The organism is Paraburkholderia sp. SECH2, from assembly GCF_030464795.1.
Lineage (GTDB): Bacteria > Pseudomonadota > Gammaproteobacteria > Burkholderiales > Burkholderiaceae > Paraburkholderia > Paraburkholderia aspalathi.
The window spans coordinates 195,218-218,388 of the sequence record NZ_JALPRH010000007.1; the positions used below are offsets into that span (position 1 = coordinate 195,218).

26 protein-coding genes are annotated in these 23,171 nt (G+C 62.2%); 7 read left to right on the forward strand and 19 right to left on the reverse strand.

The annotated features are described in order from the left end of the window. Positions 1–5: 5 nt before the first annotated feature. From M0D66_RS15205 to M0D66_RS15255, 11 genes are all read right to left on the reverse strand, one after another. The gene (locus M0D66_RS15205) at positions 6–566 is read right to left on the reverse strand and encodes a hypothetical protein (protein WP_074302232.1); all 561 of its coding nucleotides are present in this window, start codon (positions 564–566) and stop codon (positions 6–8) included. A gap of 312 nt (positions 567–878) precedes the next feature. Next, entirely contained in the window at positions 879–2,660 is a 1,782-nt protein-coding gene (locus M0D66_RS15210; RefSeq protein WP_266210958.1) for a collagen-like triple helix repeat-containing protein, read from the reverse strand. 701 nt (positions 2,661–3,361) lie between these two features. Beyond that, positions 3,362–3,715, reverse strand: a complete 354-nt coding sequence (locus M0D66_RS15215) for a RidA family protein (protein WP_054041348.1) — start codon at positions 3,713–3,715, stop codon at positions 3,362–3,364. An 80-nt stretch (positions 3,716–3,795) separates the two neighbouring features. After that, complete coding sequence (locus tag M0D66_RS15220; protein WP_266210959.1) at positions 3,796–4,962, reverse strand: FAD-binding oxidoreductase; 1,167 nt, start codon at positions 4,960–4,962, stop codon at positions 3,796–3,798. Next, entirely contained in the window at positions 4,955–6,361 is a 1,407-nt protein-coding gene (locus M0D66_RS15225; protein WP_266210960.1) for an FAD/NAD(P)-binding oxidoreductase, read from the reverse strand. The genes M0D66_RS15220 and M0D66_RS15225 overlap by 8 nt, the downstream gene beginning before the upstream one ends. Further along, complete coding sequence (locus tag M0D66_RS15230; RefSeq protein WP_266210961.1) at positions 6,351–6,716, reverse strand: (2Fe-2S)-binding protein; 366 nt, start codon at positions 6,714–6,716, stop codon at positions 6,351–6,353. The genes M0D66_RS15225 and M0D66_RS15230 overlap by 11 nt, the downstream gene beginning before the upstream one ends. A gap of 8 nt (positions 6,717–6,724) precedes the next feature. Beyond that, complete coding sequence (locus M0D66_RS15235) at positions 6,725–7,861, reverse strand: FAD-binding oxidoreductase (protein ID WP_266210962.1); 1,137 nt, start codon at positions 7,859–7,861, stop codon at positions 6,725–6,727. Beyond that, the gene (locus M0D66_RS15240) at positions 7,858–8,655 is read right to left on the reverse strand and encodes an ABC transporter permease (protein ID WP_200621479.1); all 798 of its coding nucleotides are present in this window, start codon (positions 8,653–8,655) and stop codon (positions 7,858–7,860) included. The genes M0D66_RS15235 and M0D66_RS15240 overlap by 4 nt, the downstream gene beginning before the upstream one ends. 16 nt (positions 8,656–8,671) lie before the next feature. After that, positions 8,672–9,544 (reverse strand): ABC transporter permease, encoded by an 873-nt coding sequence (locus M0D66_RS15245; RefSeq protein WP_266210963.1) that lies wholly within the window; start codon positions 9,542–9,544, stop codon positions 8,672–8,674. After that, the gene (locus tag M0D66_RS15250) at positions 9,531–10,610 is read right to left on the reverse strand and encodes an ABC transporter ATP-binding protein (RefSeq protein ID WP_266210964.1); all 1,080 of its coding nucleotides are present in this window, start codon (positions 10,608–10,610) and stop codon (positions 9,531–9,533) included. The genes M0D66_RS15245 and M0D66_RS15250 overlap by 14 nt, the downstream gene beginning before the upstream one ends. Before the next feature lie 70 nt (positions 10,611–10,680). Further along, entirely contained in the window at positions 10,681–11,748 is a 1,068-nt protein-coding gene (locus M0D66_RS15255) for an ABC transporter substrate-binding protein (RefSeq protein ID WP_200654326.1), read from the reverse strand. Positions 11,749–11,905: 157 nt separating this feature from the next. Between M0D66_RS15255 and M0D66_RS15260 the strand changes: the two genes are divergently transcribed. Further along, positions 11,906–12,859: a LysR substrate-binding domain-containing protein gene (locus M0D66_RS15260; protein ID WP_211606879.1), complete on the forward strand. Its 954-nt coding sequence runs from the start codon at positions 11,906–11,908 to the stop codon at positions 12,857–12,859. A gap of 667 nt (positions 12,860–13,526) precedes the next feature. Here the strand turns inward: M0D66_RS15260 and M0D66_RS15265 are convergent. Continuing rightward, a complete protein-coding gene (locus M0D66_RS15265) occupies positions 13,527–13,895 on the reverse strand; it encodes a helix-turn-helix domain-containing protein (protein ID WP_211700553.1) in 369 nt (122 codons plus the stop codon). A 109-nt stretch (positions 13,896–14,004) separates the two neighbouring features. Here M0D66_RS15265 and M0D66_RS15270 point away from each other — a divergent pair, with 109 nt between their 5' ends. From M0D66_RS15270 to M0D66_RS15280, 3 genes are all read left to right on the forward strand, one after another. Then, on the forward strand, positions 14,005–14,739 hold the full coding sequence (locus tag M0D66_RS15270) for an SDR family NAD(P)-dependent oxidoreductase (protein ID WP_122155410.1): 735 nt from the start codon (positions 14,005–14,007) through the stop codon (positions 14,737–14,739). Between the two features lie 149 nt (positions 14,740–14,888). Further along, the gene (locus M0D66_RS15275; protein ID WP_123385462.1) at positions 14,889–15,287 is read left to right on the forward strand and encodes a nuclear transport factor 2 family protein; all 399 of its coding nucleotides are present in this window, start codon (positions 14,889–14,891) and stop codon (positions 15,285–15,287) included. A gap of 31 nt (positions 15,288–15,318) precedes the next feature. Next, positions 15,319–15,918 (forward strand): NADPH-dependent F420 reductase, encoded by a 600-nt coding sequence (locus M0D66_RS15280; protein WP_211700554.1) that lies wholly within the window; start codon positions 15,319–15,321, stop codon positions 15,916–15,918. A 27-nt stretch (positions 15,919–15,945) separates the two neighbouring features. Here M0D66_RS15280 and M0D66_RS15285 read toward each other — a convergent pair whose 3' ends face one another. Then, positions 15,946–16,518: a hypothetical protein gene (locus tag M0D66_RS15285; protein WP_266210966.1), complete on the reverse strand. Its 573-nt coding sequence runs from the start codon at positions 16,516–16,518 to the stop codon at positions 15,946–15,948. Between the two features lie 101 nt (positions 16,519–16,619). Here M0D66_RS15285 and M0D66_RS15290 point away from each other — a divergent pair, with 101 nt between their 5' ends. Next, positions 16,620–17,513: a LysR family transcriptional regulator gene (locus M0D66_RS15290; RefSeq protein ID WP_266210967.1), complete on the forward strand. Its 894-nt coding sequence runs from the start codon at positions 16,620–16,622 to the stop codon at positions 17,511–17,513. A gap of 91 nt (positions 17,514–17,604) precedes the next feature. Here the strand turns inward: M0D66_RS15290 and M0D66_RS15295 are convergent, their stop codons facing one another. From M0D66_RS15295 to M0D66_RS15305, 3 genes are read right to left on the reverse strand one after another with little or no spacing between them, the layout of a single operon-like run. Further along, positions 17,605–17,832, reverse strand: coding sequence for a pirin-like C-terminal cupin domain-containing protein (locus M0D66_RS15295; protein WP_266210968.1), 228 nt, complete (start codon positions 17,830–17,832; stop codon positions 17,605–17,607). A 19-nt stretch (positions 17,833–17,851) separates the two neighbouring features. Continuing rightward, on the reverse strand, positions 17,852–18,484 hold the full coding sequence (locus tag M0D66_RS15300; RefSeq protein WP_211700556.1) for an NADPH-dependent F420 reductase: 633 nt from the start codon (positions 18,482–18,484) through the stop codon (positions 17,852–17,854). A gap of 16 nt (positions 18,485–18,500) precedes the next feature. After that, a complete protein-coding gene (locus tag M0D66_RS15305) occupies positions 18,501–19,115 on the reverse strand; it encodes an FMN-dependent NADH-azoreductase (RefSeq protein ID WP_256457442.1) in 615 nt (204 codons plus the stop codon). Between the two features lie 127 nt (positions 19,116–19,242). Between M0D66_RS15305 and M0D66_RS15310 the strand changes: the two genes are divergently transcribed. Then, entirely contained in the window at positions 19,243–20,160 is a 918-nt protein-coding gene (locus M0D66_RS15310; protein WP_256457441.1) for a LysR family transcriptional regulator, read from the forward strand. 124 nt (positions 20,161–20,284) lie between these two features. Here the strand turns inward: M0D66_RS15310 and M0D66_RS15315 are convergent, their stop codons facing one another. The 3 genes from M0D66_RS15315 to M0D66_RS15325 all read right to left on the reverse strand — a co-directional run bounded on the left by M0D66_RS15315 (position 20,285) and on the right by M0D66_RS15325 (position 22,387). Continuing rightward, the gene (locus M0D66_RS15315) at positions 20,285–20,917 is read right to left on the reverse strand and encodes a class I SAM-dependent methyltransferase (protein ID WP_266210969.1); all 633 of its coding nucleotides are present in this window, start codon (positions 20,915–20,917) and stop codon (positions 20,285–20,287) included. Positions 20,918–21,024: 107 nt separating this feature from the next. Next, complete coding sequence (locus M0D66_RS15320) at positions 21,025–21,438, reverse strand: nuclear transport factor 2 family protein (protein WP_266210970.1); 414 nt, start codon at positions 21,436–21,438, stop codon at positions 21,025–21,027. Positions 21,439–21,634: 196 nt separating this feature from the next. Further along, positions 21,635–22,387 carry an SDR family NAD(P)-dependent oxidoreductase gene (locus M0D66_RS15325; protein ID WP_083086790.1) on the reverse strand — a complete coding sequence of 251 codons (753 nt, stop codon included), beginning with the start codon at positions 22,385–22,387 and terminating at the stop codon, positions 21,635–21,637. A gap of 156 nt (positions 22,388–22,543) precedes the next feature. Between M0D66_RS15325 and M0D66_RS15330 the strand changes: the two genes are divergently transcribed. Further along, the gene (locus M0D66_RS15330) at positions 22,544–23,137 is read left to right on the forward strand and encodes a TetR/AcrR family transcriptional regulator (RefSeq protein WP_122152105.1); all 594 of its coding nucleotides are present in this window, start codon (positions 22,544–22,546) and stop codon (positions 23,135–23,137) included. The last annotated feature ends 34 nt before the right edge of the window (positions 23,138–23,171 follow it).

The window sequence follows — 23,171 nt, forward strand, 5'->3', positions numbered from 1 at the left end:
GATCGTCATCCAGCCTTTACGGTAATCCGCGTCATGCCGTGAGACGCCAGAATTTCGATAAACTCGATCATTGCTTGCGCCGGCGCCGTACCAAAGTCAACTGTCAGGTACCACCACTCGCCATTCGATTCGACAGGAGTGAAGGAATGAGCCGCCCCGCTAAGATTGTCATAGGCATGAGCTTCTGTTTCTTCAACGTCGAGCCACCGAGTAATAAATCGGTCCAACTGCTGCTGATCGGCGATCGCCTTTTCGAAAACGATTTGTGCCCTGTTCCAGCTGAACGGATAAAATGCGACCTGAAGCCCACCAAACTTGAATGCGGTCGCCTCGAAATTTGGGTCTGGGTCAAGCGCCAACTCGAATGGCTTGATCGCGTCATCGGAGTTTTTGGAGAGCACATCGACTCTGAGATAACGATACGGATACGGGATCTGTTCGTTGTTGAGAGCGATTAATACCTCTGCGGCGACGTTTTCTTCAGAGGCCGAAATGCGGTCGCGGGCAGCCGTGAAAAATTCAATGTAACGTCGCTGTACGTCACCGATCAAAGACGTAATCGTCACCAGGCCACCTAAGTAGAGTTTTCGAACTGGCCGTCAGTATAGACTGACGCCAACTTTCAGAACTTGCACCGACGATCGAGTTTTATCGGTTTGAGTGGCTGCTTTGGAGGGATCTGAGAGACCGTTCGGGGTCGACTTCTGCCGATCGCATCAGGCTCTGTGTGGCCTATCAACGACCTTCGGCTACAGGCAACCATTTCTGTCCCGCGCGCCAATAGTTCGATGGCTAGCAAAGCCATGATGGTCCAGTGCTACGCGGATCGGCGGCCCGGTTGCCCGGTCCGCCGTTTTCCCCGATGCGTGGTTCCTTCGTTACTTCCTTGATGTCAGCCCACCGAGCACGGCGCTGGATGACCCGGACGTTCCTCCGCTGGCGCCGCCAAGCGCACTCTTCAGGGCGTTGACGAGGCCGGTCACGGGCGCGAGCAGGTTGGTCGTGCCGGACCCACCTGAACCGCCTGAGGCGTGTAGCGCGCCTGTCGACGATGATGCTACTGACGTCGCTGGTACTAGCGGGTTGTTGGCGCTGCCTGTCGCGCCGTTCAGCGCGACGCTTGCCGAGATGGCCACGCCGGTGAGCGGCGCTAATGGATTGCCCGGTCCTCCGACCACGCTGGTCAGCGAAGAGGTCAGCGAAGTCAGCGTGCCGGCCAGAGGTGCGAGTGGATTGGTCGAGCCGCCAATACTGCCAAGTCCGCCCGTCAGCGTGCCGGGCAGCGAAGTGAGGATGCTGGTGAGCGGTGCCAGCGGATTGCCGGACGAACTGCCGCCCGGATTGAGGATGCCGGTCAGGCCGCCGAGCGGATTACCGCTGCCCGAGCCACCTGTGGTCAGCAGGCCGCCGACCGAGGTAACCGTATTGCCCAACTGGGTCACGACGTTACCCAGGTTCTTGCCGATCGGATTACCCGTGGCGCTGCCGATCTGGCCGCCCGCAGTGTCGAGGCCGTGGCCGATGGTCGACAGTAGTCCATTGAGCGGCTTACCCAAACCGGTCGTGTCGCCGACGGTCTGGGTGGTCTGCGCGAGCGTCGCGGTGATTGGCGTGATTGCAGTGCTGAGGGTCTGCGTGAGCTGCTGCACCGGGCCGTTAGTGAGCGTCGAGCCGAGTTGCGTGCCCAGGCTGCTGACGGCGGTGCCCACGGTTGAGATCGTGCTACCGAGCGGGGCCGTCAGGGGGCTGAGCGGAGCAGTCGGACCGCTGCCGAGGCTGGTCACGAGCTGTCCGGCGCTATTGACGGCCTGGCCGGCGTCATAGACCAGGTTGCCGCTGCTGGCGAGGGTGGTACCGAGAGGGTCGGTCGAGTTCCCTAGCTGGCCGAGACCGTTGAAAGCGCCCGCGCCGAGTGCGGACACTCCGGCGCCGAGATTCGAAACCACACTGCCGAGCGCTGTGGCGGTAGCGGTGTTGCCGCCAGGGATCGGCGTGAGACCGATCTGGCTGCCGATGGCCGAGACAGTCTGGCCGGCCGCAGTGACGACATTGCCGGTGTTCTGCACCACGACGCCGAGTGGGTTCGCGCTCGACGGCGTGGGTGTCGGCGTCGGCGTGGGCGTAGGCGTAGGCGTAGGCGTCGGCGTCGGCGTCGGCGTGGGCGTGGGCGTGGGCGTGGGCGTGGGCGTAGGCGTAGGCGTGGGCGTGGGCGTGGGTGTGGGCGTCGGCGTTGGCGTTGGCGTGGGCGTCGGCGTCGGCGTCGGCGTCGGCGTCGGCGTGGGTGTAGGCGTGGGCGTGGGTGTAGGCGTTGGCGTTGGCGTTGGCGTGGGCGTGGGCGTCGGCGTGGGCGTGGGCGTTGGCGTAGGCGTAGGCGTCGGCGTGGGCGTTGGCGTTGGCGTGGGCGTCGGCGTGGGCGTGGGCGTTGGCGTAGGCGTAGGCGTGCCGTTACCTGAGCCGGACCCCGATCCGGAGCCTGTACCGGACCCCGCCCCTCCTCCCGAACCACTGCCGGACCCGCCGCCTGTACCTGTGATGGCGCCGCTTCCCGAACCATTGCCAAGCGTTGGCGACTTCGTGGTCAATGTCGATCCACAACCTTGAAGAACCATCAGTGACGACACGCACATGGCGATCGTCGTCATTTTGAAATTGCGATTCATGCTTGCACCCCCCGGTGATGAAAATCCTGGGGTTGTGACTGCAAAGGTCATACCATATGGGGAGCGCACCGTGCGGTGCATAAGAAAGGTCAGCAAATCAAGGGCGCGCAGGCGATCGATTCCCGCGCGTCGCGATCTTGAATGCCAGTGTGGTGCGGAACATTGTCTTCCAAACCTCGAACGTAACGTAACGTGCGGAGCGGTTTTCACACATCTGCGTTTCCCCCGAGGCAGCTGTTCTTCAATAATGAACAGTCGTTTAAGAGCCGATTGCGATCGACGGTTGATGGTCGACGACTTTGCCTGACGACGACCGGCTCAGTTCGTTTAGGATTGTTCGACGCCTGCTCGCATGCGTCATGCGTGCGCTCACGCGGCAGCAGGCAAGGGCAGGTGTCGAATAATCCTAAACGGGTGTGGACGTTCGCCGTCGTAGGCGCTCAAGCACCCGATGCGGTTGCTTCCTTGCCTGCATTGCAGACTGGCGTACCGTTCGGGCTAGTTGTGGCATCCGGGCGAATGTCCGTTGTCGATCAATTCGAACGTCCCTATCGGGTCCACTGCACACAAACGCATTGAGCAGCCAGCCGGCCACTCAATGCACTCACCGGCGCGCTCGCCTGCGGAACTCGCTTCCAACATTTCCGTAGGCCAGTCGACCAGCGAAGAGCCGAACCAGCCTGAGGCACTAACAGCGCACCTCAAGCAAGCGCCACGACAGCAATCTCGACAAGCAACTCGGGCGCGGCCAATTTCGCCTGCACTGTCGCACGTGTTGGTGCGCAGCCTTGTGGAACCCATGCGTCCCATACTTCGTTCATACCGGCGAAATCGCGGCTAATGTCCGAAAGCCAGACCTGCGCGGAAACCAGACGCGTCCTGTCGATGCCAGCTTTCTCCAGAAAGCCGTCGATCTTCTCCAGTACTTTCGCGGTCTGAACCTTCACGTCGGGTGCGTGATCGGCCGACGTCTGGCCGCCAACGAACACGAGGCCACCGGCTTTGACGACGCGGCTCATACGCTGATTGGTTTCGATACGAACGATATCGGTCATGAACATCTCTCCAGTTGAAGTCGGACGAAACCGTCGCGCGCCGACTCAACGCGCGTGACGGAGCAAAAAGAAGAAGGCGATTAGTGCGCGACCAGCTGCGCAGTGCGTGAAAACGACGAGTCGCGGCCGAAGCGATCGATAGCGAACGCATCGAGCGGGATCGATGGCGCGCCGTCGAGTATCAGTTCGGACACGAGCTTGCCGCAGCCTGGCCCCAACTGAAAGCCGCTGCCGCAATAGCCAAACGAGTAATACAGATTCGACGCCTTGCGGCTCGCGGAGATCACCGGCAATTCATCCTCGGTGAAGGCTTCGACGCCGGCCCACGCGCGATTTACACCGAGATTGCGCAGGTGCGGAAACAGATCGGTCACGGTTCGCGCGCTGCGCACGAGGCGGGCGAAATCCACTTCGCCGTGACGATTCGCGAGGTCCGCGATACCGATCAGTTTGCCGCCGATCACCACCGTGCCGTTGTCGAATTGCTTGAACGACAGCGGCCTGCCCGTTGCGCCAAGCGTCGCGCGACAGAAGGGCGCGACACGATGCGTGACCATCAGCATCAAACCTTCGGGGTGCACCGGAACCGGTTCACCCACCTGCTTCGTGAGTTCGCCGGACCACGCGCCCGCGGTGACCAACAGTTTTTCCGCGCTGAACGTGCCACGCGATGTCACCGCGAACCACCGCGTGCCGCGCTGTTCGATGCGGCGCACCGGCGTGCCTTCCAGAAAGCGCGCGCCCAGTCTTTGCGCGGCGAGTCGGAAGGCAGTCGTTGTCCGATAGGGCAGTGCGAAGCCGTCGCGCTCCACCCAGATGCCGCCCGTCACGTGCTGCGCAAGCGCTGGCTCGAGTTCCAGCACGGACTCGCGGTCGATCACTTTCTCGTGCGTGAATCCATGCGATTCGAGCAACGCGACGCGCTGGCGGCACGCTTCCAGTTCGTCATCGGTTTCGGCAATTTTCAGCTGGCCGGACGGGACGAAGCCCCCATCCTCGCAGAGCAGATCGCTCATCCGATACCAGATTTCGCGCGACATCAACGCGAGCGGAATCTCGGGCAACGGGCGGCCCAGCGTGCGCACGCCGCCCGCGTTCACGCCCGACGAATGACGCGCGACGTAGTCGGCTTCGAGCACGATCACCTTCGCGCCACGCCGCGCCATGTGGAACGCGCTGCTGGTGCCGTGCAGTCCACCGCCCACTACAAGGACATCGACTTCGTGAAGGTGGGTGGTGTCATTCACCGGCGAGTTCTCCGAGCGTGAGCGGCTTGATCGGCGGACGGATGCGGTAATAGCCCACTTCGGCGGGCGAGACGCGGCGCGCTTCGGCGATCACTTCCGTCACCGTGAGACCGCACATGCGGCCCTGGCACGGTCCCATTCCGCAGCGTCCGAAAGACTTCGCCTGATTCGGTCCCACACAGCCCAGCTCGACGAACTTGCGCAACTCGCCCGCGGTGACCTCCTCGCAACGGCACACAATGGTCTCGTCGCGCGGAATGCGGTTGATGTCGCGCGGACGATAGAGGCTGTCCAGAAACGGCCGGATGCGCATGACGTCGGCGAGCGCGCGGCGATGCTGAGTGGCCTCGGTATCGCGAAGCGAGGCAGTGATGGCGTCCAGTTGCGCGGCGGCCGCGAGCCCCGCGAGCGACCCCTGCAATGCCGCGGCCTGCGCGCCGCCGATCCCCGCGCAATCGCCCGCCACGAAGATGCCCGGCACGTCGAGTTCGCCCCACGCATCGACTTGCGGCGTAAAGCAGAGTTGCCCGTTGTCCCAGCGGTGCGTGGCGCGCAGCGCCTGCGTGAATTGCGTGTTCGGCACGACGCCCTGGTGCAGCAAGATCACGTCGGCTTCAATGCGATGCGCCGTGCTTTGGGTCGTGAAGTGAAGCGCGGCGGCGCGCTCGACGTGATCCGTGCCGATGCACCCTTCCACACGCAGATCGTCTGCCGCCTCGAAGATCGGCACGCCGGCTTCGCGCAGCGTGCTGATCAGTTGCAAGCCTTTGGAGAGAAACGGCCACGCGCGCAGCGCCGCAAACACATGACGCTTGGCGCGCCAGCGATCTTCATGACGCGTGGTGTCGACCAGCGCGCGAATCGGCACGCCGGCGCGCACGTATTGCCAGCCCAGCAGATAGAGCAGGGGGCCGCAGCCCGCCAGCACAGGCGGCGCGGCGGGCACTTCGCCCGCGCTTTTCAGGAGAATCTGCGCCGCGCCCGCGGTCAGCACCCCGGGCAGCGTCCAGCCGGGAATCGGAAAGGGCCGCTCCAACGCGCCGCTCGCGAGAATCACGCGCTGTGCGTCGAAGCTGCCAATCTTGCCGTCCTTCAGATAATTGACGCCGCGCTCGCGCGTGACTTGCCACACGCTCGCGTTGGTCACGTGGCGCGCGCCGGAAGCGACGAACGCGTCGGCAGTGGCGGCACCCGCTGCGTAGTCCGGACCGAGAATTTCCTTCCGACGCGCGTCGGCGCGGCCAATGCCGCGATAGATCTGGCCGCCCACGGCGTCCTGTTCGTCGATCAATACGGTTTTGAGGCCTGCGCGCGCGGTGCGCGTCGCCGCGCTCATGCCTGCGGGACCGGCGCCGACCACAACGACGTCGACAGTTTCAGAAGCGAAATCAGCTGCCATGTATGTTCTCCAGCGGTGCGTCAGTCACGGGCGGCAGGTCGCGCGCGCCTTCCTGCGAGCGAATCCGCATGCCGGCCTTCACTTCCACCATGCAGCTCTGGCGGCTCGGCACGCCGTTTATTTCGACGAGGCATTCGAAGCACGCGCCCATCATGCAGAAGGGCGCGCGCGGTGCGCCGGACACGGGCGTCGCACGAAAGCGCGAGACGCCCGACGCGAGCAGGGCGGCCGCGACGGACCGGCCGCCGGGCACGGTGAGCGGCTGATCGTTGAACAGGATGTCGACGTTCGCGGCGGCTGTGCCTTGCGCGTCCGCTAGTGGCTTGAAGAGGGTGTGGGTCGATTGCGAAGTCATATCGATGGTCAGTGAGCGGGAGTCAGTTCTCGGGCGTGCTCGAAGCGGCGCGCGGAAAAATTGGGCAGTTCCTCTGGCATCGGTCTGCCCATGATCCACGGCGCCACGCGCAACGCGTGCGCCGCCGCGAGCGTCACGCCGCTGTGACACGTCACGACGAACGCGCCGGGATGCTTCACGGACTGGTCGTAGATCGGGAAGCCGTCGGGGGTGTAGACGCGCAATGCGGCCCACATGCGCACGAGCCGCACGTGCTGCAACAGCGGGAATGCGCGCACGCCGCGTCGGGCGATGTCGGCCAGCACGTGCGTGGTGGTGAAGTCGTTGAAGCCGACTTCCTCCATCGAATCGCCGAACTGCACAGTGCCCTCGTCGGTCTGTCGTACGTTGAGCGTCGGATAGTCGAGAAACTGCGTCACGCGCTCGCTCACCAGCACCTGTCCCCGATTGGGCGCGACCGGCGCATTCAGTCCGACGAATGGCGCGAGCGCGCGATTGCCGAGGCCAGCGGCGAGAACCACTCGCGCCGCGCGATACGTGCCGCGTGTGCCATGCACGATGAAGCCATCGCCTTGCGGTTCGATGCGCTCCGCGCGTTCGCCTGAGACGAGCCGCACGCCACGCGCCTGCATCGCGGTGTGCAGTCCGCGCAGGAGCTTGAGCGGATTCACGTGACCGTCCATCGGCGTATAACTCGCCCCAATCACATCGGGGCCGATCTGCGGAATGCGCGCGCGGACTTCGGCGGCATCGAGCATCTGATACGGGTAATCGCCGAGTTCGGCTTGCAGCGTGGAGAGGCGTTTCTCGCGTTCGGCGAGTTCGTCGTCGTTGAAGCAGAAGTGGAAGCCGCCTGGCTGACGCAACGCGACATCCACGCCGGTTTCCTTGAGCAGCGCTTCGGCGAGCAGGGGCCAGCGCGTGGCCGAACTGCGCGACCAGCGCGCGTAGGGCGACATGCCGTAGCCCTTGCCCTGAATCCAGACGAGGCCGAAGTTGCCGCGCGAGGCGCGGAAGCCGCCGTCGTCCTCGTCGAGCACGGTCACGCGCGCGCCTTCGCGGGCGAGTCCGTAGGCCACGGCGGAACCGACGAGTCCGCCGCCGAGCACGAGCACGTCGGGGCAGACGCTGCTTGTCAATGTCATCGGGCTTCTCCGATCAGAATGCGATCGAGTCCAACCATGCGATCGAGCAGGATCATCAGGAGGACAGTGCCGACGATCAACACCGCCGACACCGAAGCGACCAGCGGATCGATCGTCTGCGCGATCTGGTTGTACATGGCGACGGGCAGCGTGGTGGTGCCGGGCGTCGCAACGAAGATGGTCATCGTGAGTTCGTCGAAACTCTGGATGAACGAGAGCACCCAGCCGCCTGCCACGCCGGTGCGGATCATCGGCAGCACCACGCGGCGAAACGCGGTGAACCGGCTGGCGCCACACGAGAGCGCGGCGCGCTCCGCATCGCGATCCAGTCCGACAGCGGACGACAACGCGAGCCGCAACGCATACGGCAGCACGATGATCACGTGTGCGCAAACCAGTGACCAGAACGATCCCGACAGATGCAGCAGCGACAGAAAGCGCAGGAACGCGATGCCGAGCACGACGGCGGGAATCATCATCGGTGAGAGAAAGAAGCTCGTGAGCGCGGCGCGGCCGGGAAAGCGATACCGCGCAATGGCGAGCGCGGCGGGCACCGCGAGAACCACGCCGATGGTCGCCGAAGCGAACGCGAGCCGCACCGAGAGCCAGAATGCCGAGACCATGTCGTCGTTCTCCAGGATCGCGCGGAACCAGCGTAGCGACGCGCCATCGAAAGGCATCGAGATATAGCCTTTATCGGTGAAGGCCACGAGCATTACCGCCGCGAGCGGCGCGATGATGAAGGTGAGAAAGAACGCGTTGTACACGAGCCCGAGAATGCCGTTCTGTTTCATGTTCGCTCTCCCTCGCTCAGTCGAAGATATGCCGGAAGCGGCGTTCTGTGAGACGGCTGCAGCCCATCACGATCGCCACGTTGGCGATCAGCAGCAGCATGGCGATGCTTGCGCCGAGCGGCCAGTTGAGCGTGCCGAGGAATTCGTCGTAAGCGGCGGTGGCGACCACTTTCAATCGACGTCCGCCGATCAGCGCTGGCGTCGCGAAAGCCGAAGCCGAGAGCGCAAACACGATGATCGAGCCCGACAGCACGCCCGGCATGATCTGCGGCAGCACCACGCGGCGGAACACCGCGAATGGCGAGCCGCCGAGCGAGCGGCCGGCCCATTCCACTTGGGGATCGAGCTTCTGCACGGTCGCCCACACCGACATCACCATGAACGGCACTAGCACGTGAGTGAGCGCGATGATCATGCCCGTCATCGTGAAGACGAGACGGATCGGTTCGCTCGTGATATGCAGCGACTGAAGCAGATTGTTCAGCACGCCGTTATTGCCGAGCAGGATTTGCCAGCCGAGCGTGCGCACCACCACGGAAATCAACAGCGGGCCGAGCACGATCAACAGACACAACGACTGCCATGGACGCTTCATGCGCGCGAGGACGATGGTCTCCGGCACGCCGAGCACGATCGAAAGCAGCGTGACGGCGAACGCGAGACCGGCAGTGCGCAGGAAGATCGTGCCGTAGTAGGGATCGCTGACCACTTCCCAGTAGTCCGTGAGCGTATAGGCGGAGGTGACGCCGGCCGTGTCGCTGAACACGCGGAACGACAGCATCAGCGTGAGCAGCAGCGGCACCAGCAGCAGGCCGACGAACAGCAGCAGCGCGGGCCCCGACAGCAGCCACGGCGCCGCGCCGGGGCGGCCGTCTTCAAGCGTGGCCATGAGCGCTTTCCCGATCGTCTTGCGTGAGTACGCGTAGGTCGTCGTCGGTCCATGCGAGACCCACTTCGTGACCTTCCTCGGGCGGCGGCGCGCCGAGGTTCGGCTGCGCCACGCGCAGCTTGCCGAGTTCAGTCTCCACTTCCAGCAGCCACTGATTGCCGACGAAGACCCGCGTCGCGATACGGCCGCGCACACGGGCGTCGCCATTCGCCAGATGAACCTTTTCCGGGCGGATATAGACGTTCACCGATCCATCTACCTGACGGCCCTCGTGCGGAACATGCAGCGTGGTGCCGACCACCGCGACTTCCGCGCAACGCGGATTGCGGCGCAGCACTTCGCCGGGAAACGCGTTGGTGCGGCCGAGGAAGGTGGAGGCGAACGGCGTGGCGGGCCGTTCGTACGCGTCGTAGGGCGTGCTCAGTTGCGCAATCGCGCCGCGATGCATCACGGCAATGCGATCGCTCATGGTCATCGCCTCCACCTGATCGTGCGTGACGAGAATCGTCGTGATGCCGAGGCGCTTCTGGATGGCGCGCAGTTCGATGTGCATTTCCTCGCGCAGCTTCGCGTCGAGGTTCGACATCGGTTCGTCGAGCAACAGGAGTTCGGGCTGCATCGCGATGGCCCGCGCTATCGCGACGCGCTGCCGCTGACCGCCAGACAGTTCCTTCGGATAGCGGTGGCCAAGGCCATTGAGGCGCACGAGTGAGAGCGCTTCGGCCACGCGCTCGTCGCGCTCCTTGCGCTTCACCTTGCGCATCTCCAGCCCGAAGCCGACGTTGCCGGCGACTGTCATGTGAGGAAACAGCGCGTAGCTTTGAAACACCACGCCAATGCCGCGTTTTTCCGGGCGTTCCTGGGTAATGTCGCGGCCATCGAGCAGAATCCGGCCCGCGGTCGGCGTGACGAAGCCCGCGACCATCTGAAGGGTGGTCGTCTTGCCGCATCCGGACGGGCCGAGCAGCGCGAGCAGTTCCCCACGTTCGACGGCCAGATCGAGCTGCTCGATGGCGGTGAAATCGCCGTAGCGCTTCGAAATGCCTTGCAGAGTCAAAAAGGCCATACGCCTCGCTCCTTCATCAGATCGCGCGCCGCGCGAAGAACTTACCAGTCACAGACGGCTGTGACGTACATCAGCGTTCGACCGAACGGTTCCAGCGCTCCGTCCACTCGGCGCGATGCTGGTTGATCGTGGCCCAGTCCATTGCGGTCAGCTTCGAGACCTGCTCCGGTCCATACGGCACGCGCGCGGCGATGTCAGGTGTGAGCTTCACCGTCTTGTTGACCGGACCGATGCCGATGCCTTGCGCCTGCAACACCTGCACTTCCGGGCTCAACAGGTACTGCACGAACTGCTGCGACAACTGCGGCTGCGCGTTCTCCGCGACAACGCATGCCGCCACCTGCAACGCGACCGCGCCTTCCTTCGGGTAGATGAACTTGAGCGGGAAGCCGGTGTTCTGGAGCGCCACGGCGCGGCCGCTGCCATAAGGCGCGAGGATCACGTCGCCGGCTTGCATCTGACCGTCCATCTCGCCGGGCGTCGGCGCCCAGGAGAGCACGTTCGGCGCGACTTCCTTCGTCATCGCGGCGAAGCCAGGATCGATATTCTTTTCGCCGCCGCCGGAGAGGCGCGCGAGCATCACGAGCGTATGCAGGCCGTAGGTGTTGGTGATCGGCGGCACGCCCAGCTTGCCCTTGAGGTGATTGTCGGTGAGCGCCTTCCACGAGTCGGGCGGCGGCAGGCCGGCTTTCTTGAACGCCTCTTCGTTGTAGCCGATTCCGGTCGCCACCATGCCGACGCCGATCGAGGTCGGGCCGAGTTTGGCGAGCGGATAGACGTCTTTCATCACGGGCGCGTCGTCGAGCTTCGCGCACAGGTTGAATTGCATCGCCTGATACATGGGGCCGTCGTCCATCACCGCCACGTTGATCTGCTGATGGCCTTTCTGCGCCTGGAGCTTGGCGAGCGTGTCGCTCGAATTCCCCGCGACGTAGACGATCTTGACGTCATGCGCCTTTTCAAACGGCGGAATGATCTTTTGCCGGTAGACCTGTTCGTTCGAGCCGCCGACGTTGGCCACATAGAGCGTGGTCTCGGCCTGCGCGAAGAGCGGGGCGGCGAGGGCGGAAGCGAAGGAAACGGCCGCGATGGCGGCGCGCGACGGGGCGGACAGACGGCGATGCAACGCTCTTCTCATGACGACGATCTCCAGTTCCGGTGTGGGGAGGCGGGCTTGGTCGCCCGTCGTTAGAATGCAGTGTCACGCTGCCTAATCATGTCGTCCAATACGAATTAAATACCTACCTATGCATGAGTGATATGGGTTAGGGGTGGTCGTTTAAGGGAGAATACGGATGAATCTCAAGCACATCGAGGCGTTTCGCGCGGTGATGGTGTCGGGGTCGATGACCGCCGCGGCCAAGGCGCTCTTCACGTCGCAGCCGAATGTGAGTCGGCTGATCGCCCAACTGGAGCGCGATACGGGCTTGCAGCTCTTTCAGCGCAGCGGCGTGCGGCTGATTCCGACCAGCGAGGGCGAGGCGTTCTTTCGCGAAGTCGAACGCGCATTCGTCGGCTTGCAGGGTTTGGCCAATGCCGCGGCGCAGATTCGCAATCTCGGCAGCGGCCGTTTGCGCATTGCCGCCATGCCATCGGCGGGCATGACGCTGGTGCCGCACGCGATCAAGCGGTTTGTCGCGCTATTTCCGGAAGTCACCGTATCGCTGCATGTGAATACGTCTGGCACGGTCAATCATTGGACTGCTTCGCAGTTCTGCGATCTGGGTGTGGCGGTGTACGTCAGCGAGGCGTCGGATTGCGAGGTCGAGCAGTTGTCGAAGGTGGCTGCCGTTTGCGTGATGCCGGCGGAACATCGGCTGGCGGGAAAGCGCAGCATCAAGCCGGAGGATCTGGAGGGTGAGTCGTTCATCTCGCTGTGTCACGGCGATGGCACGCGCGTGCTGATGGACGAAGTGTTCCAGCGCGCCGGCGTGCAGCGCGTCCTGGCGATCGAGGCGCAATACACCGCGATGTGCTGCGAGATGGTTCGGCATGGGATGGGCGTGACGCTTGCGCATCCCATCGTCGCACGCGACTTCGCCGGACCTGATATCGCAATTCGCCCATTTCTACCGGCCACACTCTTTCCGACTTATCTGCTTTTTCCTCCGCACCGGCCACGAGAGCGGCTCGCGTCAGCTTTTGTAGAAGTGTTGCGGGGGCTGCACGAGGAATTGCTTGCAGAGGTAGTTGCGCCGGTTCGGAGTACGGCGGGCCGCGCGCGAGCGCGCTCTCGGGCCGGGGCGTGACGGGAAACGTTTCGAATTGGCGGCGGCGTATTCTGGTCTTGTGGTGGGGCCGTCGGGCGGGGTTCGGCCAATTGCGGCCGTTGGTCAAGTCTTTGAGTCGGACGCTTAAACGTCGCTTTCTTGGTTGGCTGCTGACATTCGAACGCCAGTCGTGGTCGTCGCGATATCAGCCTAAGGACGGCCGCTTGCAGCGTATCGCGGGTACTGGCGTCACCGTCACCGCTGTGGTGCCGCGGCCAACGCGCTGCAAGTTTTAGGGCGACTTGATTGAGAAGCAGCCCGAGGGCAATTGCGTCACGCAAGAGGAAGTCAATCACGGTTTCCTGAAGGCGATGCATGATGGGTCCGACCACCCTCGTCCAGCTCGCGACCAAGGACGAGGTTATCAACATCATCGTTAATGTTTGTTTGGAGCAGGCAAGCGCGACGAGCGGCACTGAACTAAAGTCTCAGGCGGCGGCGTCCGCTGAGTCGACTGAGGCGGGAGCGACGAATACCTGATCGTGAAATGTGAAGATAAAAATACGGTATCGGCTGAAGCACTCAACCGGCTTTTTCGATTCGACCGTACGTACCGGAAATGGACCGACGCCCCAGTCGAAAAACGCTTGATCCACGACCTCTGCGTCCTTCACTGAACACGAAGGGCCGCACGAGGTTCTCCAGACTAAAGCGAGCGGTCGCGCTCGGCAAGAGTGTTCACCATCTCTGCCATGTTCTCTGTTCCCCAAGTGCATAGCGGGACAATCTTGTCGGCCAGACTACGACCGAGTGGGGTCAGCGCGTAGTCCACGCGTGGTGGCACCTCCTTGTAGTCCGTCCGCTCCAGTACACCATCGGCCTCCAGTTCCTTCAATTGCTGAATCAGCACCTTGGCGCTGATACCGTGGACATTGCGTTTAAGCTCGCCGTAGCGCTTCGGGCCGTCGAGCAGGAAGTAAAGGATCAGCGGCTTCCACTTGCCCGCGATGATGCTGAGGGTGGCTGCGAGCCCGTAGGAGTAGCGGCCACCACACTTTTCAGAGCAGTCGTTCATTTGATGGTTACCAAAAGGTGCATACTTGTACTCAGGTTATCAGAACTGCATACTGGACTCAAGTAAGCAGTTCGCTGCTTCCCAACAACTCCAAGGAAGGATGCAAGTGATGACCAGATTGAATGGAAAGACCGCTGTGATCACCGGTGGCGCTACCGGCATCGGACGCGCGGCAGCAAAGCGCTTCATCGAGGAGGGCGCCTTCGTCTTCATCTACGGCCGCCGACAAGAAGCGCTCGACGCCGCTGTAGCCGAGCTCGGCTCCAATGCCCGCGCGGTGAAGGGCTCGGTCTCGGATGAGGCCGACCTAGACCGACTCTACGCGGCGGTGAAAGCCGAACGCGGAACCCTCGACATCGTCTTCGCTAATGCCGGGGCTGGAAGCCAGCTTGCGCTCGGCAAGATCACCGCCCAGCACATCGACGAAACCTTCGACACTAACGTGAAGGGAACCATCTTTACTGTTCAGAAGGCGCTGCCGCTGATGGGCCAAGGCGGTTCGATCATCCTGACCGGATCGAGCGCGGGCACCACGGGTGCGCCGGGAATGAGTGCGTACAGCGCGAGCAAGGCGGCCGTGCGCAACCTCGCGCGGACCTGGGCGGAAGATCTCAAGGGCACTGGCATCCGGGTAAATGTGCTGTCACCAGGCGCGACAGCGACGGAACTCGCGAAGGAGGCGCTGGGCGAGGAAGGTCAGAAAGTCTATGCCTCCATGACTCCGCTGCAGCGTATGGCCGATCCGGCCGAGATCGGAGCGGTGGCGGCCTTTCTCGCGTCGCAGGACAGCAGCTTCATGACCGCTAGCGAGGTCGCCGTCGACGGTGGTCTGGCGCAACTGTGACACCCAGCGCATAGCAACTCAACGCGCGTGAGCTATCCATCACGGTCTATGTTCATTGCCGATACGGAAAGGCAAGTGCCGGAAGCTTGTCCGCGTCAGAGGCCGGCACTTCACACCTGACGATCCACCGCAGCAATTGGAGAATCCTCGTGAATGCGCAAACGAATGTTCGGATAGCGAAGGCGTTTTTTTCCGCTATCGGGAAAGGCGATAAGCAAGTCGTGATCGCGCTGTGTGCCGAAGACATCGAATGGATCATTCCAGGCGAATGGGCGTGGGCCGGCGCACATCGCGGACATGCGGGATTGACAGATTTTATTCAGAGATCGTCTGAAACGGTGGAGATTTCATCTTCTGAGCCACCGACATTCATCGCGGAAGGAGACCGGGTTTTGGCAGTCGGTGTGGCGAAAGGAAAAGTCAAAGCCACAAACAAGACTTTCGAGGACCATTTCATCTTCGACTTTACCGTTCGCGAAGGAAAGGTGACAAACATTCGGGAGTATATCGACACGCTGGCACTCGCAAGGGCCTCCGAGACGGCCTAAAGCTACGGACTAACACTTCTAGAGAACAGTTATGAGCTACGCAATTATCGGCTTCGGCAAGATAGGACAGGCGCTTGCCACGGCGTTCGCGCGCAGCAACATCGAGGTATCGGTAGCAACCACACGCGACCCGGCAAGCTTTGCATCCGCTGCGGCCGCGATTGGACCCACGATCATTCCCAAGACACTGGCCGAAGCGGTCAAGGCGGATATCGTTTTTCTGGCTGTCCGTTTCGAGTCGCACCAGGATGTCGCGAAGACGCTGACCGACTGGCAGGGTAAAACTATCGTCGATGTGACGAACGCCTACGGCGTATCGCCTGAGGAGCTGGGTGGGCGACCTTCGTCCCGCTTTGTCGCGCAGAGCTTCGTTGGCGGCAGGCTGGTCAAGGGCTTCAATCACTTGGGCGCTGCCGTCCTTGCCCAAGACCCAGCTATTCATGGCGGGAAGAGAGTCGTGTTTCTGGCGAGCGACGATGACGACGCGGCAGCGGAAATCGGCGCGCTCGCGGACAGACTCGGATTTTCGCCGATCGAACTTGGCGGCCTTTCGGAAGGTGGACTGCTTGTGCAGGCGCGCGGAAAAAGCTGGGGCCGACTAATCTTCAAGGACCTGGTCAAGTTCGACTGACGGTAGGGGACCTCTATTCCCCTGCTTTTAGTGCAGACGCCGGTAGTCATAGCGGTGAGCAAGCCAAGGCCTCGCTGTTCCATCTGCGAGGATGAAATACTGATCTTTCGTTTCATGATCGGGGCCATCGCGCGTAATCACTTCTTCCATGCGAAGCATGCGCCCGGCCCAACCGGGCGCAACCGGCGGCGCGGCGAACGGTTCAAATCGTACGGTTATGCGCTCCGGCGTGTCCCGCGCAAAACTCGACGCCGACATCGGCGCAACAAGAATGCGCGCTTCGATCGAGACGTAGCGCCATTGTCCTGCTGTCGTGTCGTAGCCGAGGTAGTCGATACGAAGAGGTCTGGAGGTCTCCGATGTGTGCAGCGTCTCCTCGAGGAAGCTTCCTACCATCCGACGCTCGGCAACCAGCCCCTTGCTGACCTCCGGCGCCATGTCTGGTCCCGCCTTGAACGTATCGACCACTGACCAACTACCTTCCTGTTCTGATAGCGCCGCTGTTTCTCGCGATGTTTGTGCGGAGGTAGACAGGCTCGAAAAGAAGCCAGTGACGATAAGCGCTATCTGCAAACCGCGGCTTGTGCGTTGTGAAAGCATGTGTATCTCCTTTCGCGAAATACTATCCCGTGAAGCCGGTGAATATCAACGGGCTACATTGGGATATTATTTCCACTTAATGTAGCGTCACAGGATGCAATGTGCTTGATCTTTTCAATGACATTCCGGCGTTCGTTGCGGCCGCCAAGGCCGGAAGTTTCTCGGCCGCCGGACGCGATCTGAACCTCTCCCGCTCCGCGATCGGCAAAGCAATCGCCCGCATCGAAGCGCGGCTCGGCGTACGATTGTTCAGTCGCACGACGCGCGCACAGAGACTCACCGAGGAAGGCCGAGCATTCCTTGCGCGGTGTGTCAGGGCAACAGACGAATTGCTCGAAGGTGCGGCTTTCCTTGAAGCTGGGCGTTCAAGCATCACGGGCGTGCTCAAGGTAACGATGCCGGTCCTCTACGGGCGGCTGAAGGTCGCGCCGACGCTGTTGGCCCTCGCATGTGACCATCCCCAACTGACACTTGAACTCGACCTGCGGGACCGACGCGTCTCCCTGGTGGAGGAAGGATTCGACCTGGCTGTCAGAAGCGGTTCAATCGGTTCCGTAGCGGGTCTGTCGACCTGTGTCGTCGGTCGACATGCCACCGTGCTGTGCGCCGCACCGTCCCTTGTCGAACGACTAGGCATGCCCGGTTCACTCGATGACCTCGGTCGATACGACGCGATTGTTTATCACCGTGATGGAGTGACTGAGCCCTGGATGTTCCCGGGCGAGGACGGGCGCCAGTTGTCGATCGAACCGGCTTCCCGAATTCGCGCGGCCGATCTCGGCATCATCCTTGATGCCGCCATTTCGGGGCGGGGTGTCGCGTGGCTTCCCGACTGGCTAATAGAGGATGCGCTCAAGACAGGACGACTTATACGCCTGCTGCCTGATCTCCCTGCTCGTCACCATGACATCCATTTGCTGTGGGCGACGGCACCGATTCTGCCGGCCCGACTGCAAGTTGCCATAGCGGCGCTTACCGAAGCATCCGATACCTGATGTGCAGGTGCCACCAGTCAGGGCCAGGATTCACGGCAACCCGGACCCGTAGTGACTGCGTCGACTTTTGAACAGTCCCTCTTGCCCTGGTTCAGAATCGGCCGGCTCGAAAGTCAGCGAACGCTTGCTGGATTTCCGCCTGCGTGTTCATAACAAAGGGACCTCCAAACGCGATCGGCTCACGCAGAGGCTGGGCGGCGAAAAGAAGAAAGCGGCCGGCATTGCCACGCGCCGTTATGGTAAGTTCCGACGATCCCGGCTCCTTCGATCGCGTCAACCAGCCAAGCTGGCTGGCCTCCAAACCGATCGGCAGGCGCACGATGCCCGCAGCTCAGGTCTTATTCGCGGACGATCCGGCGGACGAAGTGCAATTCCACAGCCGAAAGAGGGCCGCCGAGCTGTTGCATCGCACCGCCGTCCGCGAGAGAACCGAGGTCGAGCGCGACCAGGCCCGTCGAATTAATAAGTTCGACCACGAGCACCTTGGCATCGCGATCGTCGCCCGACACGAACAGTACGGTTTTCGGCTTCTGTGGCGAGAAATCCTGTATCCAGGCCATCGGCATATTGCTGATCGACTTCACCAGCCTGGCCCCGGGCGCCATTGCGGCGACTGTCTCGCTCGACGTGCGGCCCTCCAGCGCGGCAACCGATCTCGCTACGCCGACAGCGCTGATGTCCGGTTCCTCGCCCATGTGGGCGTTCGTCCCGTCGACGAGGATGCGGCCGCTCCAGTCGATACCCTTGAGCGCCTCCGGCGCATCCGCCCAATTCGTGGCGAGGATCACCACATCGCATTCCGCAGCGTCCTGCCTGGATCCTGCGCTGGCGGCCGGACCCAGATCGGCGACGAGCCCCGCTAACGCTTCCGGCCCCCGCGAACTGGACAGGACGACCTCATGGCCCGCACCGAGAAAATGACGACCCATGGTCGTAGCCATGCGACCGGCGCCGATGAACCCAACTTTCATGACCGTTTCTCCGAGATCAACCGACGACTCGAGCAGCCGCGGCCGATGCAATCACTTCGCCGAACGCCTCCACCGCCGTCTCGCCTGACATTCCAGCGCGCGCCGATCCGGCGAGTACGATGTCCAGATCTGTAATTCCGATGAACCCCAGCACCTGACGGAGGTAGCTGCTGGCGTGATCGTAGCCTTCGATCGGAGAGCCAGGACTGAAATCACCACCGCTCGCAAGAATGACGGTGGCCTTCTTGCCGGTTAGCTGCCCGACATTGTCGACGACCGTGACACCGACCCGGACGATATGGTCGATGTAGGCCTTCAGCGCCGCAGGGATGGTGAAGTTGTACATCGGTGTGGCGATGATGATGCGATCAGCTGCTTGCAACTCGGCGACCAAATCGTTGGAAATCTTGATGGCGGCAGCGCTCTCCGGCGAATGTTGCTCCGGGGGCGTAAACGCGCCGCCAATCCATGGCAGATCGACAAACGGCAGATTGGTCTTCATCAGATCGCGTTCAATGGCTTTGCCGCCGGGGTGTGCGGCCAGCCATTTCTCGACGAACACCGCCGAGAGCTTGCGGGAGGTCGAGTATTCGTGGCGAGGGCTTACCTGTATCGCGAGAAGTGTCGGCATTTCGATCTGTTTCCTATCAGCTTTGAAGCGTTGCCCAAGTGGGCTTGCGTGATACGCAAGATAGGGAAAGTGAATCATCTTGAAAACTGACAAAATATCGCTTCTATCCATCTAAGGAGTAGATGACGTGCTCGACACCGTCTCAATCAACCAACTTCACACCTTCGTCGCGGTGTGTGAGGAGATGAGCTTCACGGGCGCGGCCCGCCGGCTTCGGCGAGCCCAATCCGCCGTTAGCCACGCGATCTCCGCCTTGGAAACCGCGCTAGGCCTAGAACTCTTTCAGCGAGATGCCCGGAAGGCCGAGCTCACCGCTGCAGGACGGGGCCTTCTTCCTGACGCGCGAGCCGTGATTGCACGTATGGAAGAGATGAAGAACCGGGCGAAGTCGATGTCGGCGGAAGGCGTGCCGAGCCTCTCAATCGCCGTCGATACGTATTTCCCAAGGGGGCGCCTGATCGACTGCCTGCGTGCACTCGAACGCGAATCGCCAACGGCCGCCATTAGCCTGCGCATGGTCACCATGCAGGGTGGTGAGGCGCTGGTACTGGCAGGCAGCTGCTCGCTCGCGGTTACCGTTTCAGACGTGCCCGAGATCAAGAAAGGCGCGATCGAAAGGCACTGGCTTTGCGAAGTAGAGATGGTCACCGTGTGTGCGCCGACCCATCCGTTAGCGAATATCGAGCGGCCAATCTCCCTCGAACAATTTGGTCAGCATGTGCAGTTGGTGGTGACAGACAACCAGCCGGGTGCAGAGAAGATCCAGATGGGCGTAGCAGGAGAGCGCCAGTGGCTCGTCAACGACCTCGGCGCGAAACGTGACCTTCTGATTTCGGGGCTCAGCTGGGGCCACATGCCTGCGAACCTGGTCGCTGAAGACCTGGCTGTCGGTCGTCTGGTCGAGCTTCGTCGCCGGGCATGGCACCTCCGCCCTCTTGTGTTTGTCCTCTCGCGCATGCGCGGCAGCGAGCTTTCTCCGTTTGAAGAGCGTGCCGTACAGCTTCTGGCGGATCGGGCGATGTCAGACTCTTCGCAATATCCTTGAGATCGGACATTCAGTCCCGCGCGCGGCCAAATTCGGCTTGAGCGCGTTCCAGTTCAGCGCCATAGGTCAGCGCCCAAGTTTGCACCCATTGGGGAGGTCGACATGAAGTTGGTGCCGGGATCTGTCAGGGCTTCACGAACCGATAGGCGAAGCGATCGGTCTCGCCCTTGATCGCAGGATCGAACACCTTGATCGAGTGCGGATCGTCCTTGTTCGCGAGCATGGTGCTTTCCGCGTCCAGTACGAAGCCGGCGGCCTCCACCTCCTCGCGAACGGACTCAGGCTCGATCCGATGCAGCGACTGGGCGTCGCTCGTGCCCTGCCCGACGGCGGCGGCGTGGTCCACGATGACGTAGTACCCGCCGGGCTTGAGCTGCTCGTAGACCACTCGATTGAAGTGGGCCGCCGTCGCGCCCCTGGCCTGCATCAGCGGTGTGTGGAGATCGTGATAGAACAGATGCAGCCAGAGGACATCCGCTGGTTGCGTGACCTTCGGCATCGCGATGAGATCCGCCGAGACGGCTTCCACGTTCTCTCGGCCCGGCTCCGTTGCAAGCGTCCGCATGCGGCCGACCGGATCGTTCTTGAAGTGGGCGACTTCGGCCGGTACGAAGCTGTAGACCCGTCCTTTGGGTCCCACGATGTCGGAGAAGAGACGGGTCCAGTCGCCCTCGCCTGGGTAAACGTCGATGACGGTGGAGCCCGCATCGACTTGTGCAAACCGGATCAACTCGGATAGCGTGGATTGGTCGTACATAGAGCTTTCCTTTACGGTTGGGTATTCGACGAGCGCGCGGCATGCGAGGGGACGATCCACGGCAGATCCACCGTCTATCCCGACCCGATGGCCGCAGATGGCCAGCGCTACGCCGGCCCGGACGTGTCCGTCTGCGAGGCCCGCGCCAGTGCTTGCGTGTCGATGTACTCCCGGATGCTCGTCAGTTTGCCGTCACGGACCGTGATGGCGAAGATCCAGTTGTCCTCGAACGTCTTGTTCGTGGCTTTGATCGTCCCCCTGGCGAAGCCGACGACCACGACCCTGTCTCCTTGCGCTATGAACTCCCGGGGTTCCACGGACGTTTCTATCGACTTGGATGCGGTCTCAAGCAAATCCGCCAGCCCCGCGTGTCCGCGGCGCGTTCCGGCCAACGGCCAGTCCTCGCCCGGAATGATCCACTCGATGTCTTCGGCGGCCAGCGCCAGCAGATCCTTTCTGTCGCCGCGGCCGATCGCGGCGAAGAAGTCCTTCACGGTCTGGACGTTCTTATCGGTACTCATCGGATTTTCTCCATTTCTCTCGGATCGGGTCGCGCGCGAAGTGTCTCAATCAGGCTCGCCGTCAATATCCGTCGCCCCTAGCGGCCTGTCTTCGGTCACGTCGATCAAACGCCTCAACAAGCGCCCGGCCGATATTGCAGAAACGTGGTCCCACGACTGGCGCGGCTTGTGGGCCAGCCACGGGAGCGCGCCGGGGTCAGACCTGCGCCATGCCTCCATCGACGGCGAGATCCACACCCGTGATGTAAGAACTTTCATCGGAAGCGAGGAACGTGACTGCCGCCGCGATTTCCTCGGGCATGCCTCTGCGGCCCATCGGGATCTGCGCGGTGAACTGTGCAACTGCCTGCTCGGCCTGTTCAGCGGTAAGGCCTGTCGTCGTCGCCAAGGCCGGGGTGTCGATCGCTCCGGGACTCATGGCATTCACGCGGATCTTGCGGTCTTTCAATTCCATAGTCCAGCCGCGCGCGAAGTTGCGTACAGCCGCCTTACTCGCGGCGTAAGCAGTAAATCCCGGAAGCCCGAGCACGTTTGAGACCGAAGAGTTCAGGATGATCGAACCGCCGTCTCTGAAGAGGGGAAGGGCCTTCTGCACCGTAAAGAACATTCCCTTCACGTTCACGTCGAAGGTCTGGTCGAAATGGCCCTCTGTAGCTACCGCGAGCGGCGCGATTGTCCCTGCGCCCGCGTTCGCGAAGAGAACGTCAATGTGACCATGCTTCTCTTTTACCACGGCATAGAGCCGGTCCAGATCTTCCAGGCTCGACACGTCGCCCACGACCGTCGTAACGTTTCTCTCGATGGCGGCGGCGGCCTCCTGCAGCTCTTTCTCTCGCCGCCCGGTGATCACGACGTGCGCACCTTCTTCCACGAAGCGCCTGGCTGTGGCCAAGCCAATCCCGCTGCTTCCGCCCGTGATGACTGCAACCTTACCTTCCAATTTCTTCATGATCTTTCGCCTTTCGTTTGAGGTGTCAGCAGCGCCGCTGTTCCCATGGGTACAAAGGCGCTGTATCATTTGGACCACCGATCCAGATCCTGATTCGCGACATCCGGACCAGTGATCCAAATATACGGATCAGCGATCCGTTTGTCAAGGGACCCCATGCGAGCCGACGCCCAAAAAAATTACAGCCATCTACTTGCAGTCGCGCACGACGTTGTCGCCGAGCACGGTGTCGACGCGTCGATGCGAGATATCGCCCGCCGGGCTGGCGTCGGGTTGGCGACACTGCTGCGTCATTTCCCGACGCGAGAAGCCTTGTTCGACGCGTTGTTGTGTACGAATCTGGACGAACTGACGCGGAAGGCAGGCGAACTCGAAACGTCGAACTCACCTGACGAAGCGCTCGTGTCCTGGTTTCGCGAATGGATCGCATTTGCCCAAAGCTATAGGGGTGTTGTCGCCCTGATGGCGGCAGCTCATACCAACCCGGACTCCGCGCTTTACGCTTCATGCGCAGCCGTGCACTCAGCGAGCGCACGGCTGTTGCTGCGTGCCCAAGCCACGGGGACAGCACGTGCCGATATGAATGGGGACGACATGTTCGGCCTGATGGCAGCGCTCGGCTGGCTTGTTGATCTGCCCTCATTCGCGCCACGGGCAGATCATCTTGTTCACCTTATTACGAGCGCTATCCTGACAAACCGGCCCGGCAACGACGTCAAAAAGAAAGATGTCAAAAAGGCCATGCGCTGAATCAGATCGGCTTAGAAGGATTGCTGCGGGTCAG

What these genes read in the sequence shown, in the direction of transcription:
- M0D66_RS15225 (WP_266210960.1), bottom strand. Translation starts at nt 6,361, where the DNA reads ATGGCAGCTGATTTCGCTTCTGAAACTGTCGACGTCGTTGTGGTCGGC.
- M0D66_RS15215 (WP_054041348.1), bottom strand. Translation starts at nt 3,715, where the DNA reads ATGACCGATATCGTTCGTATCGAAACCAATCAGCGTATGAGCCGCGTC.
- M0D66_RS15285 (WP_266210966.1), bottom strand. Translation starts at nt 16,518, where the DNA reads ATGCTTTCACAACGCACAAGCCGCGGTTTGCAGATAGCGCTTATCGTC.
- M0D66_RS15315 (WP_266210969.1), bottom strand. Translation starts at nt 20,917, where the DNA reads ATGTACGACCAATCCACGCTATCCGAGTTGATCCGGTTTGCACAAGTC.
- M0D66_RS15300 (WP_211700556.1), bottom strand. Translation starts at nt 18,484, where the DNA reads ATGAAAGTTGGGTTCATCGGCGCCGGTCGCATGGCTACGACCATGGGT.
- M0D66_RS15230 (WP_266210961.1), bottom strand. Translation starts at nt 6,716, where the DNA reads ATGACTTCGCAATCGACCCACACCCTCTTCAAGCCACTAGCGGACGCG.
- M0D66_RS15260 (WP_211606879.1), top strand. Translation starts at nt 11,906, where the DNA reads ATGAATCTCAAGCACATCGAGGCGTTTCGCGCGGTGATGGTGTCGGGG.
- M0D66_RS15240 (WP_200621479.1), bottom strand. Translation starts at nt 8,655, where the DNA reads ATGAAACAGAACGGCATTCTCGGGCTCGTGTACAACGCGTTCTTTCTC.
- M0D66_RS15250 (WP_266210964.1), bottom strand. Translation starts at nt 10,610, where the DNA reads ATGGCCTTTTTGACTCTGCAAGGCATTTCGAAGCGCTACGGCGATTTC.
- M0D66_RS15330 (WP_122152105.1), top strand. Translation starts at nt 22,544, where the DNA reads ATGCGAGCCGACGCCCAAAAAAATTACAGCCATCTACTTGCAGTCGCG.
- M0D66_RS15305 (WP_256457442.1), bottom strand. Translation starts at nt 19,115, where the DNA reads ATGCCGACACTTCTCGCGATACAGGTAAGCCCTCGCCACGAATACTCG.
- M0D66_RS15320 (WP_266210970.1), bottom strand. Translation starts at nt 21,438, where the DNA reads ATGAGTACCGATAAGAACGTCCAGACCGTGAAGGACTTCTTCGCCGCG.
- M0D66_RS15235 (WP_266210962.1), bottom strand. Translation starts at nt 7,861, where the DNA reads ATGACATTGACAAGCAGCGTCTGCCCCGACGTGCTCGTGCTCGGCGGC.
- M0D66_RS15210 (WP_266210958.1), bottom strand. Translation starts at nt 2,660, where the DNA reads ATGAATCGCAATTTCAAAATGACGACGATCGCCATGTGCGTGTCGTCA.
- M0D66_RS15325 (WP_083086790.1), bottom strand. Translation starts at nt 22,387, where the DNA reads ATGAAGAAATTGGAAGGTAAGGTTGCAGTCATCACGGGCGGAAGCAGC.
- M0D66_RS15270 (WP_122155410.1), top strand. Translation starts at nt 14,005, where the DNA reads ATGACCAGATTGAATGGAAAGACCGCTGTGATCACCGGTGGCGCTACC.
- M0D66_RS15280 (WP_211700554.1), top strand. Translation starts at nt 15,319, where the DNA reads ATGAGCTACGCAATTATCGGCTTCGGCAAGATAGGACAGGCGCTTGCC.
- M0D66_RS15255 (WP_200654326.1), bottom strand. Translation starts at nt 11,748, where the DNA reads ATGAGAAGAGCGTTGCATCGCCGTCTGTCCGCCCCGTCGCGCGCCGCC.
- M0D66_RS15245 (WP_266210963.1), bottom strand. Translation starts at nt 9,544, where the DNA reads ATGGCCACGCTTGAAGACGGCCGCCCCGGCGCGGCGCCGTGGCTGCTG.
- M0D66_RS15265 (WP_211700553.1), bottom strand. Translation starts at nt 13,895, where the DNA reads ATGAACGACTGCTCTGAAAAGTGTGGTGGCCGCTACTCCTACGGGCTC.